Origin of the sequence: Sphingobacterium chungjuense (genome assembly GCF_011316935.1) — a bacterium.
Classification (GTDB): Bacteria; Bacteroidota; Bacteroidia; order Sphingobacteriales; family Sphingobacteriaceae; genus Sphingobacterium; species Sphingobacterium chungjuense.
The window spans coordinates 487397-503435 of the sequence record NZ_WLYS01000003.1 but is presented as its reverse complement, the minus strand read 5'-3'; the positions used below and the strand labels follow the sequence as shown (position 1 = coordinate 503435).

Sequence of the window (16039 nt, the reverse complement as noted above, 5' to 3'; positions counted from 1 at the left end):
ATGGGACTTAGAGTAGGCATCACAGGGGGTATCGGGGCTGGCAAAAGTATTGTTTGCCGATTATTCCAAGTACTTGGTATTCCGGTATACGACGCCGATCAAGAAGCCAAAAATATTATGGTGGAAGACGAAGCAGTCGTTGCTTCGCTGAAAAAAGCTTTCGGAGCGCAAGTATATCAAGCATCTGGTGAACTAGATCGTGCGTACTTAGCGGAGATGGTCTTTAATGATAAGGCTAAGCTCGACGAACTGAATAGTATTGTGCATCCTGCGGTAATTCACGCTGGCGAAACTTGGGCAGATGCACAAGAAGGTGCTTATTCCTTGAAAGAAGCCGCATTGTTGTTTGAAAGTGGCTCGTACAAGAAGCTTGACTTCACCATCATGGTGACCGCAGATGAAGCGATTCGGATTCAGCGTGTGATGGAAAGAGATAAGGTGACGGAGCAACAAGTACGAGCCCGCATGGAAAAGCAGTGGCCAGATAGTCAGAAAATCGCATTGGCCGATGCCCTCATTATCAATGATGGTACACAATCTCTGATCTCGCAAGTGATGACATTACACGAGCGCTTATTAAACTATGAAAAGTAAAACCATTCTACCCGATTTTCTGGTAAAAAAGGGAGGTGCCTATTATTGCCGTTACGGTGATTTTTATATCGATCCCTTGTATCCTGTCAAGACAGCTATTGTATCCCATGCGCATGGCGATCATGCTAGTCCCGGACATTTGGATACGTATGCAACACCGTTTACGGCCGCATTTATGCAACAGCGCTTTCCAAAATATACTCGAGAAGCGTATACCATCATCCCTTTCAATCAATCTTGGGAATTAAATCATGTTCGGGTTACGCTGATACCAGCCGGTCACATCTTAGGATCGGCGCAGATCTTGATGGAATATAAAGGTGTACGCTACTTGTACACCGGAGATTATAAGTTGCAAGAAGATCCCACATGCGAACCAATCCAAGTCGTGCAAGCTGATGTCTTGATCACCGAAACCACGTTTGCTGATCCAGACGTTGTCCATCCAGATCCCGTGCAGGAAATACAGCAACTTAACGCTATTCAAGGAAATATCTTATTGGGCTGTTATACGCTTGGAAAAGCGCAACGAATTACGCATTTGGTGAATACGTATTGCCCGGATAAAGTAGTATTGTTGCATCATCGCATGACGATGGCACATCGGTTGTACGATGAATATAGTCCGGTATCTCTGCATTATAAAGTGTACGGGAGGAAAGATATGAAAGAAGGGCAGGCGAATAAAGTGTATTTGGTGCCGCCATTAACCTTCAATAGTTACTTCCGAGCTACGAATGTGACACGCGTGTTTGCTTCGGGTTGGGCTAGATTGCAGCAGCACAATGATCTGTCTTTATACATTTCGGATCATGTGGATTGGTCAGATCTTTTGCATTATATCACGTTGGTAAAGCCTATGGAAATCTGGACCATACATGGCGATGGCTCTAAATTGAAAACACATTTACAAGATCAGATTGATGTGCGGGATATCCTATCCGTAGCTATGATTCCAGCAACTGTGTAATCATTATACACTTTAATCGATCAAACCTTTTTCAAACAGCATCCAGACGGGTGATTGCTCTCGTATTTTCTTAACAGCGTGTGCTATTTGTTTCGCTACCTCATCTATCTCTTCTCGCGTAGTATATTTGCTAAGTGATAACCGGATGCTGCAACGTGCCATGTCTTCCGATAAACCCATAGCAATCAATACGTGTGAAGGTGCTGCACTGCCTACTACGCAGGCAGAGCCGGTAGAAAATGCGATGTCAGGCAAGCGACTAATTAACTCAGCAGCGAGTACATGTTTAATAGTTAAGTTACTCGTGTTGCTCAATCGTGGAGCACTTGCGCCATTGACAAATAGATGTGGCACAGATTCTATTAACGATGTTTCTAAGTAGTCGCGCAAAGTAGCTACTGTTTTCCATTCATTTGGTTGAATCCGTTCTATAGCTGCGCCGAATCCAACTATAGCGGGAACATTATAGGTGCCGCCTCGCAGTGCGCCTTCCTGATTGCCACCAACGATTAGAGGCTCAATTTGTATCGGTTTGCTTCTGCGACGGCGAATGTATAAAGCACCAACGCCTTTTGGCCCATGAAATTTGTGTGCACTCGCGCAAAGCAGATCAATGGGGATTTGCGCCAAATCTAGTGCATTTTGCTTGCCTATATATTGTGTGGCATCGCAGAAAAAGAGTATTCCATGTTCTTGGCAAATCTTAGCAATATCTGCTATAGGGTGCAGTACACCGGTTTCATTATTGGCAGCCATGAGGCTGATTAAGATCGTTTGTGGGGTGATGGCTTCTCGCAACTGAGAAAGATCAATCTGTCCATTCGCTAAAGCGGGTAAGTACGTCACGCGGCAACCTTCTTTTTCCAGTTGCGCACAGGTTTCTAGCACCGCTTTGTGTTCCGTTTGGCACGTAATGATGTGGTTTCCTACAGCATGATATCTTGCTGCCACGCCCTTTATGGCAATGTTTATAGCTTCTGTCGCACCGCTAGTAAAGATTATTTCATTAGGATCTTGGATTGTGAGCGCACGAGCGATTTGCTGTCGCGCAAGCTGAATAGCCTCGTTGGATTGTCTACCTAATCGATGTTGCGTACTGGATGCATTCCCATACGATTCTATAAAGTAGGGCATCATTGCGTTCAGCACATCGGCATCAATACGAGTTGTGGCATTGTTGTCCAAGTATATCATCCCATAAAAATAAGGTTTCTATACGAAGAAAACCTTTTTGCTAAGAAGATAAAGCTAGTCCTTGGATTGGATCAGCACGTAGTAGCGAAAGGCTAAAATAGCTTGTTGAAATTTGGTTAATCTGGCAGGATCTAATCTGCTGTAACTTGGTAGTACAGCCTTATTCAATCTATTCAGGAAACCGAAAAATTGCTTTTTCATGCGCGGTGGTTTTTATCAAGATAACACCACCATCGCCGAAAATGTTTTAAGCACTTACCGGTGCGGTGGTTTTACTACTTAAAAGTTTGTAATAAAAAGCAATAAGTGCACCAATGGTCGCCATCCCGATACCCACCAACAAAGGCGAATTGTAGGCCATGCCATACAACACTGGAATTCCGCCTAGATACGCGCCTAAGGTATTTCCCATATTAAAGGCGGCCTGCCCGCCTGCGGCTGCCAGCGTTTCGGCACCGCGTGCCGAATTAATGAGCGTGATCTGCAATGGTGAACCGATCGTGAAGGAAATCATTCCCGTCAGGAAAGCTAAAAAGTAGGCCAAATACTCGATGTGTATGGTGAAATAGACGAGTAATAAACATGCTGCCATCGACGAAAAACACACGATAGAAGCACGCACCGATCCAATACTATCTGAAAGGCGTCCGCCGAGAAAGTTACCGACGACCATGCCTAATCCAACTAATGCCATGATGTAACTCACGTGCTCTTCGGGCAGATTCGCGACTTTAGTCATCAACGGTGAAATGTAGGACATCCAAGCAAACAAACCACCCGTACCGATAGAGATCATCGCGATCAAGATCCATGCTTCTTTGGTGGCAAAGTACTTAAGTTGCTTGTACATGTTTTCCGCTTGATAATTGACCACTTTAGGCAGCCAAAGGAAAACGGTGATGATGGTGGCCAATCCGCAAAGGCTGATGATGCCATACGTCCATCGCCAGGAATAATGATGGCCAATATACGTACCGAGTGGCACGCCAAACAAGTTGGCCAATGTCATACCTGTAAACATGATAGAAATTGCCTGCGCTTCCTTGCCTTTGGTGGCTAGCTGTGTCGCTACAACAGAGCCAACACCGAAAAATGCCCCATGCGGCAATCCAGACAAAAAGCGTGTAATCATCAAGGAATTGTAATCTGGCATGATGGCAAACAGACTATTAAAAATCACAAAAAGAAGCATCAAAAAAAGAAGCACATTCTTTGGTTGGTATTTGCTAGTAAATAACACGAGCGTAGGTGCTCCGACCACAACTCCTAAAGCATAGATGGCGATAAGATGCGCAGTAGTAGGGATACTAATATTCTGGTCTAAGGCAATATCTTGCAATATGCCCATGATGGTAAATTCTGTCATTCCGATCGCAAATGATCCGAATGCAAGCGATATCAAACTTTTTTTAAGCATGGGGTAGAATCCTATTAAGTGTGATTTTAGAATGTTTTGGCGACAAGATCACCCTTCTAAATTCGGAAGCAAATGTAAAGGTATTTGTCTGCTCCTGCAATACGGATTTTAGATCCCATTCATTTGCGTTAACGCAGATTGTATTTTGCTAATGCAAGTCGTCATTTCTTCTTCAACCATTCGCCCAAATCCGATGCGCATCCCCGCGATGTCCTTGTATTGATACAATAGATTCCTAGGAATGTGAAGGCCTTGCTTTTCGCATTGCATGGCCAATTGAGATAGATTTATACGGCGATCCCAAGTCGTCCAGACAGCAAGTCCGCCGCGCGGTGGTTCGAATTGCAGATACTGAGAAAGACGGCTTTGGAGTAGATCTACCAAATTTGCACGCCTTTGTTCATAAATCTTTAATGATTTCTTCGCATAGCGATTGATCTCGCCTTCGGCAATCATTTCCCCAAGAGCCAATTCCATGGTGATGTCGCCCTGCCGATCAATGATGCCAAGATATTTGCGCATTTCTGCAATAATATCACTCGGAGCAACGGTAAACCCTGTGCGGAAACCAGGCGCAAGCGTTTTGCCAAATGAGCCCAAGTAAATCACCATGCCATCGGTATCTGCGCTGGCCATCGGTAAAATGGCTTGTTGATCATAGCGAAATTCATAGTCATAGTCATCCTCTACAATCGCAAATCTAAATTCCTGCGCTAGAGCCAACAATTCCACTCGGCGTTGTGCACTTAATGTCACCGTAGTAGGGTAATGATGATGCGAAGTAACATACACCATGCGTACTTTTTCTTGTTGACATAGGGCACGAATGCTTGCAGTATCTAAACCATTTGAATCTACGGGCACCGTTTTCATTCTTGCACCAGACTCTTGAAAAATCATGTTGGTAGCGAAGTAGCTCAGCGCGCCGACTATCACAACATCGCCGGGAGAAAGCATCACCTTAGAAATGATGTATAAACTCATCTCCGTGCTTCTGGTGACCAGAATGTTTTGTTCACTAATGCGTAATCCACGCGATTTATGCAAATAAGTGCTCAGTTGCTCCTTGAAATACTCGCTACCTTCGTTGGTATAGCGATCTAGTTTTTTGATATTGCTTTTCCTTTTCAGGTTGGCCGAATAAAAAGTAGATAATTGATTGATCTGCGTGAGCCGAATATCTGGAACACCATCATCGAAGCTAAATTCGCTAGCGGTTTGTGTCCATGGATTATCTAAAATATTCGACTTTTTGAAGGTAAATCCCACGTTCGTGGGATACAATTGTTCTTGCCTTGCTGCATCATCCAAATGAAGCCGAGCGCCGACGTTGGGTTTGTTGCTCAGCACAAATACGCCTCGATTAGGAGAGATCGCCACCCAACCTTGCGCTTCCAGTTCCTGAAAAGCAGCAACGACGGTTTGCCGATGTACTTGCAATACCGTGCTCAAACTACGTGACCCCGGGAGCTTGCTGCCTTCGCGCAACAGCCCGCGCTGAATTGCATTGGCGATCTGCTGCACGATCTGCAAATAGATATCTTTTGTCGCGGATCGATCGATCGACAATAGATGGAGGATTGGATTTGCAACCGGACTAGTCATTATATAAAAAGTGGTACAGTGCTGTAGTCCGGCAATATACTACATTTGCCACACTTAAAATAAATACATGATTCAAATTCTACATCGATCTCAGACTATTCAGTCGAAAAAGAACAAAATTACACTAGCTATTGCGGGTTTGGTAATGTGCTCGACTGTATTTGGGCAAATCAGCCAGCGAGATACCTCTCAAATTTCCGAGGTCATCATTCAAGAAAACAGATTGCAAGTACCCTTTAATAAGAATAGCCGCCATATTGAAATCATTACCTACGAGGAAATTCGGCGAATGCCAGTGCGTACGATTAATGAAGTATTGACGCATATTAATGGTGTCGATCTGCGACAGCGCGGTCCATTTGGTGCACAAGCAGATATTGGTATCGATGGCGGAAGTTTTGAGCAAACGTTGGTTTTAGTCAATGGTATTAAGATGAGCGATCCGCAGACAGGGCATCACAGTTTGAATCTTCCAATACCTCTAGAAGCGATTGAGCGGATCGAAGTAGTCCGTGGACCAACTTCTCGTATTTATGGTATTAATGGATTGACGGGATCTGTTAACATTGTCACACGCCAAGCGGCGTCGTCCGAGATTTTTGCGCAAGCATATGCAGGCTCTTCCTTCAAATCGGTAGAAGAAGAGGCCGGAAGATCAGGTGTGTACTATGGCATGGGCTATCAAGTGGGCGGACAATTTGTACGAGAAAAACATCAGCATCAGCTCTATCTCACCACAGAAAAAAGCAATGGTCAGCGCTATAATACCGCTTCGGAGGCATTCCGCGCTTTCTATGAGAATAAAATACAACTAAGTGCGCGTGACGAAATCCAAGTGATGGGCGGATACATCGACAATAAATTTGGCGCAAATGGTTTTTATGCAGCACCTGGTGATGTGGAATCGGAAGAAGTAGTACGTACCGCTATTGCCGCCATTAGTTCGCGACACGATCTCAACGATCGATTGCGCATCAGTCCGCGCTTAAGTTATCGCAACAATACGGATGATTATCGTTATTTCCGAAACGATCTTTCGCGTGCGCGCAGTGAGCACGAAACCGATGTGTGGTCGGCCGAGCTGAATGCACGCTATCACACCAATTTGGGTGATGTCGGTGTCGGTGCGGAATCACGGTGGGAGCGTATTGAAAGTACCAATATTGGTAATCATCGCCGACAGAATCATGGTTACTATGCCGAGTTCAGAACAGAGTACATTCAAGATGTATTGCTCAACGTCGGAACGTATGTAAACTATAATTCTCAATACGGTTGGCAAGCTTTTCCAGGCATTGATGTAGCCTATCATTTTCTACCGCGATGGCGTATTGCTGCCAATATTGGCTCTAGTCAACGTATTCCTTCTTTTACCGATCTGTATCTCGATCAGCGCCCCGGCAATATCGGAAACCCTAATTTGCAATCGGAAAATGCTTGGCAGGCAGAAGGAAGTCTTCGTTATCAAATCGGAAACTTCACCGCGCAGGCAGGCTATTTTTACCGCAATGTCGCCCAGTTTATCGATTGGCAGCGAAGCAGCATAGATGAACCTTATCAAGCAACGAATGTAGATAATAACCGCATGCGCGGACTGCATTTTTCTTCGGAATATGGGCAACCATTGAGCCCTCGCACCGAGTTGAAAGTACGTCTTGGCTACACTTATCTCAACCCTCGTGTGGCATCTACTACAGACGGTTTGATATCACGCTATCGGATCGAAAACCTGAAGCATCAATTGAATAGTACGATCTCTTTAGGCGTAGATGCTTGGTCATTTTCAGCCACCAATCGATTTATCGAACGGGCATCTGCTACTTCTTATGTGATTTCAGATCTTCGCGCTGCGTATCAGATTGGTGCATTTACCATATTTGCTGACATGCAAAACTTATGGGATGTTACTTATGTGGAAGCAGGAGCGGTGCCGATGCCCGGGCGTTGGCAAACCTTGGGCTTGCGATACACCAAACGATAATTTAATGCCACTCTTGTCGACCGAGCGATGTGACGGTCGGCAAGGGTGGCAAAGTATCGGCCGTAGCCTCCGGTACAAAATTTACTAAATTTTGCAGCGCTGGTTGTCCCGCATCTACCCAAGCCGAATACCAGTATGAACCTACCAAATGAATAGATGATCGCAGTCGTCGCTCGACCATGCCATTTAACGTTGTGTGATATGCCGTAGCGTAATGATCGGAATAATGTAATCCAAGAACATTGTTGCGGGTGATATACGTGCGTTGTAGATTTGCTGGTATTTTTTCAGAAAGTTCTTTTTCTACGAGCAGCACCGAATCTACCAATTCATAACTCTGTTTTACGATGTCCCAAGCCGTTTCTAATGGATCGACTATGTATTTAGCTTTGCCTACCAACAGATCATAATCTGTATAAAACATTTCAGGCAATCGGGTTTCCCAGAAGGCGTGAATACCGATTTGATTGGTGTATTGCCCATTATAGTTAGCCGTCGTATGTAGCGGTACGTGCGCATCAGCAATGTAGTGGCCTAAGTCTGCCGCATACTTTATAATGCGAGCTAGATCTTTTTCCGAAAAAGCGGCAACCAAATTGAGGTACGAACGATCTATCTGCCAAGGTACAATACCGCGTGCATTCATAATCCTTTCCTGATATTTTTCTTTGGCTTTAGACCAATGGATGGGGATCGAATCAGGTACGTCATCATATCGATCCAAATCAATAAAATGCCGAACAGATTCAGCAGAATCTATATAGCGGCGCTTATCTGGATCGATTGATCGCTCGGTGATCGTCTTTATGTGTGCTTTGAAAAATCCAGCAAGCTCTGTTGGAAGCGTAAATACTGCCGTCCGATTGATGAGACGATGGGCAAAAAATCCCCATGAGCTACATAGCACAGTTAGCATCATTCCCGCGAAAGAAATCAATAACCTATTCATATTAAGCGAATTTGCGTTCTTAAATATCGCTTTATATGTTTTTAAAAGAAAATTAATTTCTTTATTTTACTCTTTCCAGCGAATGGTATGGTAGGCAGCATCCCAAAATTGATACTCCAATTGCGATGCTTTCTCAAATGCTTTCCACATCTGTATTCTAATTTCCTCGGTGCTGTTGTCTGCCATTTTATCGGCGAAAGCGATTGCTTTTTTGACGCCTTTGGCGAAATCCTCACCGCTGTACGTATCAATCCAGGCTTGATAGGGATTATTCGGTTGAGCTTTTGCTACGATATAATCTCCGACCTCTTTATAAATCCAAAAGCAAGGAAGTACGGCTGCAATAGCCACCTCAATCGGCTCGAACGCCGCGGTGCTTTTCAGGTAATGGATATAGTGATGGCAAATAGGCTGTATCGCACTATCTTCATGTGCATCAACCACTTTAAACTGCTTAAAATAAGTTTCGTGCAGTGCTTTTTCAACAATAAGCGCATTTTTGCCGAAGTCGAAAAATTGAATTGCTTGTTCATTTTCTACACTCTTACTGCCGATATAAGCCAATGCGCGGCCAAAATGTTCTAAGTAGCGCGCATCCTGCTGCATATAGAATTGAAATTTTTTCAATGGCAGTGTACCAGCTTTCAGTTCCTGAATGAATGGCATCGCAATGATATGATCGTAGAGAGGGGCGATATTAGTCCATGCTTGATTGCTCCAGCGCATAAGTATGTAGTTTTTGAGGGTTGTGAAAATGATTGAGTGGTCCAGATCCTTTTCCTATTTGTAGATCTTTACTCGAAAGAAGCGCGGCATACACGTAATCAAGTGCTTTCTGCACGGCGGTATCCAGCGTATCTTGCATCGCCAAGAATGTCGCGATAGCACTGGAAAGCGTACATCCGGATCCGTGTGTGTTTTGCGTTTCTATCCGATCTGAGTGGTAGGATTTTGTAGGTATGTGCTGTTGTACGAGCAAACTAGTTAACCGTGAGCTAGCGAGATGGCCACCTTTTGCTAGCACAGCTTGGGCACCATTTCGGGTAAGTTGCTCCGCAGCGATTTCCATCTCCGATACCATTTGGATTTCTTTATTCACCAAAACACTTAATTCATCCAAATTCGGCGTGATGATCGTCGCTCTCGGAAAAAGTAGTTCTACACAAGAAGCAATGGTATCTTCTTGAATCAGCTGATGGCCGCTGGTAGAAACCATGACCGGATCGAATACAATAGTTCCCTTATAATCCTGTAGTGCTGCATGTATGCAACGCACTAGCTCAACGGAATGCACCATGCCGATTTTGATAGCGTCGGGATAGATATCGTCAAAAATAGCGTTTAGCTGATCTTTTACGGCTTGTGTTGGGATGTCATAGATTTGGCGAACACCTTGTGTGTTTTGCACGGGCAAAGCCGTCAGTACATTCATCGCATATCCGCCCAATGCTGAAACCGTCTTGGTGTCGGCTTGTATGCCAGCACCCCCGCTTCCATCAAATCCAGCAATACTTAATACAGTGGGAACTTGGTGTTTTTCCATTTTTTCTCCGAAGTCAAAAAAGTAAATGATACGGAATACGATAGAAAAAATGGAAACAGATCTTGGTAGATCTGCTACGCGCTTTTCCCTACGTCGGTATGATCCGAATCAGGTTCAAAGGGACTGTCTCAATTCTTATGAAAGAATACCCCTAAAGCCACTCAAATATATTAAAATTATCCATCAATACAGTATATTGTGCGATTTTACTCGAAGTTTATAAGAAGTGCTCATTTTACTACTTAAATTTCATTATAGTTTACATTATTTAAATATTAAGAATTAATTAACATTAAGGTAATGTTGTGAGGCGATATTTGACTGCGGAAACAAATTGCAATTATGAAACTTAAATTAATTATTTCTTTAGTCTTTATTACTGTTATTTCTATCGTGCGAGCGCAGATTACCAGTTCCACTATTTCAGGACGAGCAACAGATGAAAATGGCAAACCTTTGCCTGGCGTTTCTATTTTGGTTACCAATAATGGAACCGGAGGAAGCTATAACGCCACGACTAATGCAGAAGGGCGCTATACCATTGCCAATCTGAATCCTGGTGGACCATATACACTACAAGCTACATTTATAGGGTTAGCCGCAGATATCATTACCAATGCAAATTTGAGTCTGGGATTATCCAATTACAATTTTATCTTGATGGAAGAATCAGCATTGATCGATGATGTGGTCGTGAATGGGAGGGTAAATCAGAATGTGAGAGGCGGTACCCGAATCAGTGAGGCGCAGATCAAGAGAATGCCTTCCATTAGTCGTAGTTTGCAAGATTTTACCCGAACTACACCGCAGAGTTCGAACAATTCCTTTATGGGGACCAACTTCCGGTATAACAACGTAACGTTGGATGGTGCAATAAACAATGACGCCATTGGTTTCAGTCCATCATTGGGAGGACAGGGGAATACTTCCGGACAACCGGGCAGCAGTACACGTACCAATCCCGTTTCGCTGGATGCGATTCAAGATATACAAGTATATCTGGCGCCTTTTGATGTGAAGATTGGAAATTTTCTAGGCGGAAGTATCAATGCGGTCACACGTAGCGGATCTAATGAGGTCAGTGGATCGGTTTACGGATTTGGAAGAAATGCAACGATTACCGGTCGGAATCGTGCGGGAGATAATTCCAGAATGCCTTCTTCCTTTTACGAATACCAAACCGGTTTCCGTCTGGGTTTTCCCATCATTCGCAACAAATTGTTTTTCTTCACCAATCAAGAAATTACGCGACGACAAGATCCAGTGATTTTGGCCGCGGGCTCGGAAGATATGCCCGTCATCAACCTCGAACAAGCGCAACAGATTACTGATTATTTATTTAGTCGTTATAATTTGGATGCAGGTGAGTATGGCGATTACAATACCTACTCTCGCTCAAACAAATTCTTTAACCGCATGGATTGGATCATTAATGATAAACACAATTTATCGGTTCGCAATAACACGATCCTTTCTCAGGCTACTAATTTAGAACGTGATCAGCAGAATTTCCGTTTCGGGAGCATAGATTTTCGGCAAGTCAATAATCAAAATTCTACGGTAGCCGAATTGAAGAGTCATTTCAATAGTGCGATGTCCAATAGTTTCTTGCTTGGATATTCGAATATTCACGATTACAGAAGACCATCTTCCGATCCTGCATTTCCGCAGATTGAAATTTCTTCTGGTGGAGGAACGATCTTTCTGGGTACCGATCGAGAGGCCAGTATTTTTGATCTCCGACAACGAACGTTTGAATTGACCAACAACTTCACGTGGATCAAGGACAATCATCAATTTACTTTTGGTACACACAATGAGTTTTACAATATCAATTACGGATTTGTCAACGGTTGGAATGGCCGTGTAAATTATGGGAGCGTGAATGCTTTTCTAAACAACCAACCGAATCGCGTGCGGACGAATTTCAATTATGAAGACAACATCCGTGATAATATCATCGACAATCCGCCTGCTCAATTTCGGGTAAATCTATATAGTTTATACGCTCAAGATGATATACAGATCGGGCAGAATTTGCGTTTATCACCCGGAATACGATTTGATCTGGCGCAAATGCCCACAAAGCCTAGTCTGAGCGCCAAAACGACCGAATCTCCCATAGATCCGCAGTATGGAACAACCTTTACCTATACGCAGCCTTCAGCGATTCGCAATGATTTTCTGGGTCAGATCCAAGTATCTCCGCGATTAGGTTTTAATTATGATGTGTTTGGTACGAATCAATTGATTATGCGTGGAGGTACGGGAATATTCACCGGAAGAATTCCATTCGCGTGGCTAGGTTATGCGTATTATAACAATGGAGATAGCTATGGTGCATTCGACAGGCGATATACTTACACCGGAGATAATCCTGTGATGCCGGCTCCAGGTTCGGATCCAATTTTTGATTCGATGACAGGAGAGGGCGCGGCAGGGTTTGTTCGGAATCAGGGAGTGAATCCTAATAACGCTTTGGGCGCTACACAAGTGGATTTGATTGATAACAATTTTAAGATGCCCCAAGCTTGGAGAAGCCATTTAGCATTTGATTATCTGACCGAAGATCGTTGGAAATTTACCTTGGAAGGAATCTACACTAAAGTGATTAATGACTTACAATTTACGTATGTCAATTTGAAGGATAATCCAATCTACTTACCTTATGATACTGATCGCCAACAACCGATCTACGTGGCATCAGATGGTACACGTGCTATTAATCCGTTGTATACTAATGCTTACTTATTGTCAAATACCAATAAAGGACATCGCTACAGCATCACCGGCCAAGTGGCAAAGAGTTTTCCGATGGGATTTGATTTGATGGTAGCCTATACGTACGGACAGTCAAAAGATATTACCAACGGTATTCGTAACTCGATGGAATCTAATTGGCAGCTCAATCAAGCGCTCAATCCCAATGATCCACAGTTGGCTTATTCGAATTTTGATATCCGTCATCGTATCGTGAGTACGATGAATTATAGAAAAGAGTGGATGAGTAGCGGAAAGTGGGTTTCCAATTTTTCATTATTCTTTAATGCACAATCTGGATTGCCTTATACCTTGGGTTTTGTTAATAGAACGATTAATGGTACCGCACAAAACATCGGGCTAGCCTATATTCCAAGAGTAGAAGAAACGGCATTGTTTTTTGCTGCCACCGAAGTCGGAAGAGCACAAGCTGCTGCTTTCGATGCGTATATTGATGGCGATAGTTATCTACGTGGAAGACGTGGAAACTTTACCGAACGTAACGGAGCACGCACACCTTGGAATTTTCAGGCAGATTTTAGATTCTCGCAAGACTACCATATCGTACGTGAAGGCCGCAAAACACAAACGATCTCGTTGACGTATGATATTATCAACTTGACTAATTTGCTATACAAAAATTGGGGGATTCAATATTTCGCACCAAATACGTTTAATTCAACATCGAGTATAGGACTAACGCCTGTTGATGGTCAAACCGGCTCGGCTACCGCTTACCCGCAATATACGTTTAGTGACGGTAACGTCACGAATTATTCGCGTGATTTCTTCGCTTCCCGTTGGCAGATGCAATTAGGTCTTCGCTATAGCTTTTAAGGAATTGGCTGATCTCAGCTAGCCATTAGCTATCGCTAGATAGATAATAAAAAAAGAACCCGAAGATTGTTGAATAAAGACAATCTTCGGGTCCTTTTATTTCAAGGTCTTTGCAGTTTGTTTTATCTTGAGTCAAAATTACTGCGCAAAATCCGAATTGCATTAAGAATAGCGATCAAGGAAACACCCACATCTGCAAAGACTGCTTCCCACATCGTCGCCAAACCGCCAGCGCCTAATATCAGCACAATACCTTTTACCACAAAGGCCAAAGTTATATTCTGCCAGACGATTTGCTTGGTTTTTTTGCCTATACGGATCGCCATGGCAATCTTGAGCGGATTATCATCTTGAATCACGACATCAGCGGTTTCGATGGTAGCATCGCTTCCCAATCCGCCCATGGCAATACCTACATCGCTAAGCGCCACTACAGGAGCATCATTGACGCCATCGCCGACAAAGGCGACCGATTCGTTTTTGCTTTTGATGGCGTTTACTTTATCGACTTTATCTTCTGGTAATAGATCGCCGTATGCTTGCTCGATGTTCAGTTGTTTCGCTACATACTCCACCACACTCGTTTTGTCGCCGCTCAGCATGGTGCTGCGCACGTTTAATTGGTGGAATTGTTTGATAGCTTCCGCAGCAGTATCCTTGATAGCATCTGCAATCGTAATGTATCCGACAAATTTGCCGCCGTAGGCGACCGCAATCACGGTGTAAATGATCGATGCAACATCAACTTGGTGCGCAATTTTGAACTTATCCATGAGTTTAAAATTACCGACCAATAGTTCTTTACCATCCACAACCGCGCGTAAACCTTGTCCGGGTATCTCTTCTGTATCTTCTAATACAATCGAACGATCCACTTCGCCCACATACTCGTGAATAGCAGTCGCAACTGGATGCGTGCTCATGCTTTCTATAGAGTTCACGAGTTGTAGGATCTGTTTTTCATCAAACCCTGCATCAAATTTTACCTCTTGTACTTGAAAAACTCCTTCCGTCATGGTTCCTGTTTTGTCCATCACGATATGCTGGACATTGGCTAATGAGTCCAGAAAATTACTGCCTTTGAACAAAATGCCATTGCGACTAGCTGCTCCGATGCCACCGAAATAGCCTAATGGAATGGAGATGACCAAAGCACATGGACAAGAGATCACTAAGAAAACTAACGCGCGATACAACCATTCATTAAACACATAATTGTCTACCGCAAAATAGGGGAGCAGTGTAATAGCTATCGCGCAGAAAACGACTATCGGTGTATACACTTTTGCAAACTTGCGGATAAATAGTTCTGTTGGCGCTTTTTGCGATGTAGCATCTTGCACCATAGCCAATATTTTGCTGAGTTTGCTGTCGGTATACGCTACGGTTACTTGCACTTGGCTGGCTGTATTCAAATTGATCATCCCTGCCAATACAGCTTCACCTTTTGTTTTTGTATCGGGTTTGCTTTCACCAGTAAGCGCTGCGGTATTAAACGTGGCACGCGCGGATAGTAATTCTCCGTCGAGCCCCAATTTTTCGCCTGGTTTAAGCTGAATAATATCACCGATCTTGGCCAACTCCGCTTTAATGGTTTTTGGTGTGTCGTTTTCCAAAATAGTGACCTCATCCGGGCGTTGATCTAATAAGGTCTTAATATTATTTTTGGCTCGAGAAACGGCTAAAGTCTGAAAAACTTCGCCTACGGCGTAAAACAACATCACGGCAACACCTTCCGGGTATTCGCCAATGTAGAATGCGCCCAACGTAGCGATGCTCATCAAGAGAAACTCCGAGAAGACTTCTCCTTTCAACATGCTGCGAACAGCATCTTTCAGTACAGGAAATCCGACAATCAAATACGTAACAACATACCAAAGAAGTCGGTTTGTCTCGACAAACCAAGCTGATTTTAGCCAATTGTTATCAAAGCTGATCGCCAGCAACAGTAGGATAAGAGCTGAAGTAGGCGCTAGAAATAGCGTCCAAGGGCTCGCACTATCTTCATGACTATGGTCATGTCCATCACTGTCACGCTGTACATGTTTCTTCTCTTCGGCCGACTTCGGAGCGCCTTCGTTCGGATATAGGAGCGCTTCTGCACCAGCTTTGGTGTAAATTTTCTCGGTCTGGTTGCAGCACATTCTCTCGCCTTTATCATTGTACGTATGTTGATGTTTCATAATAGT

Annotated in this window: 12 protein-coding genes and 1 riboswitch; of the genes, 4 read left to right on the top strand and 8 right to left on the bottom strand. The window is 43.7% G+C overall.

Features of this window, described 5'->3' with window-relative positions; translation table 11 throughout:
* Entirely contained in the window at window positions 1-594 is a 594-nt protein-coding gene (gene coaE, locus GKO22_RS09865; RefSeq protein ID WP_166334584.1) for a dephospho-CoA kinase, read from the top strand.
* Window positions 584-1564, top strand: a complete 981-nt coding sequence (locus tag GKO22_RS09860) for an MBL fold metallo-hydrolase (RefSeq protein ID WP_166334582.1) — start codon at window positions 584-586, stop codon at window positions 1562-1564. The genes coaE and GKO22_RS09860 overlap by 11 nt, the downstream gene beginning before the upstream one ends.
* A 12-nt stretch (window positions 1565-1576) precedes the next feature.
* On the opposite strand, the gene GKO22_RS09855 is transcribed toward GKO22_RS09860, so the two are convergent.
* The 4 genes from GKO22_RS09855 to GKO22_RS09840 form a co-directional block, all read right to left on the bottom strand.
* The gene (locus GKO22_RS09855; RefSeq protein ID WP_166334581.1) at window positions 1577-2758 is read right to left on the bottom strand and encodes a cysteine desulfurase family protein; all 1182 of its coding nucleotides are present in this window, start codon (window positions 2756-2758) and stop codon (window positions 1577-1579) included.
* Window positions 2759-2812: 54 nt separating this feature from the next.
* Window positions 2813-2959, bottom strand: a complete 147-nt coding sequence (locus GKO22_RS09850) for a hypothetical protein (protein WP_166334579.1) — start codon at window positions 2957-2959, stop codon at window positions 2813-2815.
* A 46-nt stretch (window positions 2960-3005) separates the two neighbouring features.
* Window positions 3006-4175: an MFS transporter gene (locus GKO22_RS09845; protein WP_166334577.1), complete on the bottom strand. Its 1170-nt coding sequence runs from the start codon at window positions 4173-4175 to the stop codon at window positions 3006-3008.
* Between the two features lie 108 nt (window positions 4176-4283).
* The gene (locus GKO22_RS09840; RefSeq protein ID WP_166334575.1) at window positions 4284-5780 is read right to left on the bottom strand and encodes an aminotransferase-like domain-containing protein; all 1497 of its coding nucleotides are present in this window, start codon (window positions 5778-5780) and stop codon (window positions 4284-4286) included.
* 67 nt (window positions 5781-5847) lie between these two features.
* Here GKO22_RS09840 and GKO22_RS09835 point away from each other — a divergent pair, with 67 nt between their 5' ends.
* Window positions 5848-7761, top strand: coding sequence for a TonB-dependent receptor plug domain-containing protein (locus tag GKO22_RS09835; RefSeq protein ID WP_166334573.1), 1914 nt, complete (start codon window positions 5848-5850; stop codon window positions 7759-7761).
* A gap of 1 nt (window position 7762) precedes the next feature.
* On the opposite strand, the gene GKO22_RS09830 is transcribed toward GKO22_RS09835, so the two are convergent.
* From GKO22_RS09830 to thiD, 3 genes are all read right to left on the bottom strand, one after another.
* The gene (locus tag GKO22_RS09830) at window positions 7763-8710 is read right to left on the bottom strand and encodes a zinc dependent phospholipase C family protein (RefSeq protein WP_206367868.1); all 948 of its coding nucleotides are present in this window, start codon (window positions 8708-8710) and stop codon (window positions 7763-7765) included.
* A 66-nt stretch (window positions 8711-8776) separates the two neighbouring features.
* Entirely contained in the window at window positions 8777-9436 is a 660-nt protein-coding gene (gene tenA / locus GKO22_RS09825; protein WP_166334571.1) for a thiaminase II, read from the bottom strand.
* Window positions 9408-10253 carry a bifunctional hydroxymethylpyrimidine kinase/phosphomethylpyrimidine kinase gene (gene thiD / locus GKO22_RS09820; protein WP_166334569.1) on the bottom strand — a complete coding sequence of 282 codons (846 nt, stop codon included), beginning with the start codon at window positions 10251-10253 and terminating at the stop codon, window positions 9408-9410. The genes tenA and thiD overlap by 29 nt, the downstream gene beginning before the upstream one ends.
* Before the next feature lie 68 nt (window positions 10254-10321).
* Window positions 10322-10416: riboswitch (TPP riboswitch) on the bottom strand.
* Window positions 10417-10595: 179 nt separating this feature from the next.
* Here thiD and GKO22_RS09815 point away from each other — a divergent pair.
* Window positions 10596-13850, top strand: coding sequence for a TonB-dependent receptor (locus tag GKO22_RS09815; RefSeq protein WP_166334567.1), 3255 nt, complete (start codon window positions 10596-10598; stop codon window positions 13848-13850).
* A gap of 122 nt (window positions 13851-13972) precedes the next feature.
* Here GKO22_RS09815 and GKO22_RS09810 read toward each other — a convergent pair whose 3' ends face one another.
* Complete coding sequence (locus GKO22_RS09810; RefSeq protein WP_166334565.1) at window positions 13973-16033, bottom strand: heavy metal translocating P-type ATPase; 2061 nt, start codon at window positions 16031-16033, stop codon at window positions 13973-13975.
* Window positions 16034-16039 lie beyond the last annotated feature (6 nt).

Bases quoted from the DNA above. Each gene is read 5' to 3' on its own strand.
- GKO22_RS09855 (WP_166334581.1), bottom strand. From the start codon at position 2,758: ATGATATACTTGGACAACAATGCCACAACTCGTATTGATGCCGATGTG.
- GKO22_RS09835 (WP_166334573.1), top strand. From the start codon at position 5,848: ATGATTCAAATTCTACATCGATCTCAGACTATTCAGTCGAAAAAGAAC.
- GKO22_RS09830 (WP_206367868.1), bottom strand. From the start codon at position 8,710: ATGAATAGGTTATTGATTTCTTTCGCGGGAATGATGCTAACTGTGCTA.
- GKO22_RS09810 (WP_166334565.1), bottom strand. From the start codon at position 16,033: ATGAAACATCAACATACGTACAATGATAAAGGCGAGAGAATGTGCTGC.
- GKO22_RS09840 (WP_166334575.1), bottom strand. From the start codon at position 5,780: ATGACTAGTCCGGTTGCAAATCCAATCCTCCATCTATTGTCGATCGAT.
- GKO22_RS09815 (WP_166334567.1), top strand. From the start codon at position 10,596: ATGAAACTTAAATTAATTATTTCTTTAGTCTTTATTACTGTTATTTCT.
- coaE (WP_166334584.1), top strand. From the start codon at position 1: ATGGGACTTAGAGTAGGCATCACAGGGGGTATCGGGGCTGGCAAAAGT.
- thiD (WP_166334569.1), bottom strand. From the start codon at position 10,253: ATGGAAAAACACCAAGTTCCCACTGTATTAAGTATTGCTGGATTTGAT.
- GKO22_RS09860 (WP_166334582.1), top strand. From the start codon at position 584: ATGAAAAGTAAAACCATTCTACCCGATTTTCTGGTAAAAAAGGGAGGT.
- GKO22_RS09845 (WP_166334577.1), bottom strand. From the start codon at position 4,175: ATGCTTAAAAAAAGTTTGATATCGCTTGCATTCGGATCATTTGCGATC.
- tenA (WP_166334571.1), bottom strand. From the start codon at position 9,436: ATGCGCTGGAGCAATCAAGCATGGACTAATATCGCCCCTCTCTACGAT.
- GKO22_RS09850 (WP_166334579.1), bottom strand. From the start codon at position 2,959: ATGAAAAAGCAATTTTTCGGTTTCCTGAATAGATTGAATAAGGCTGTA.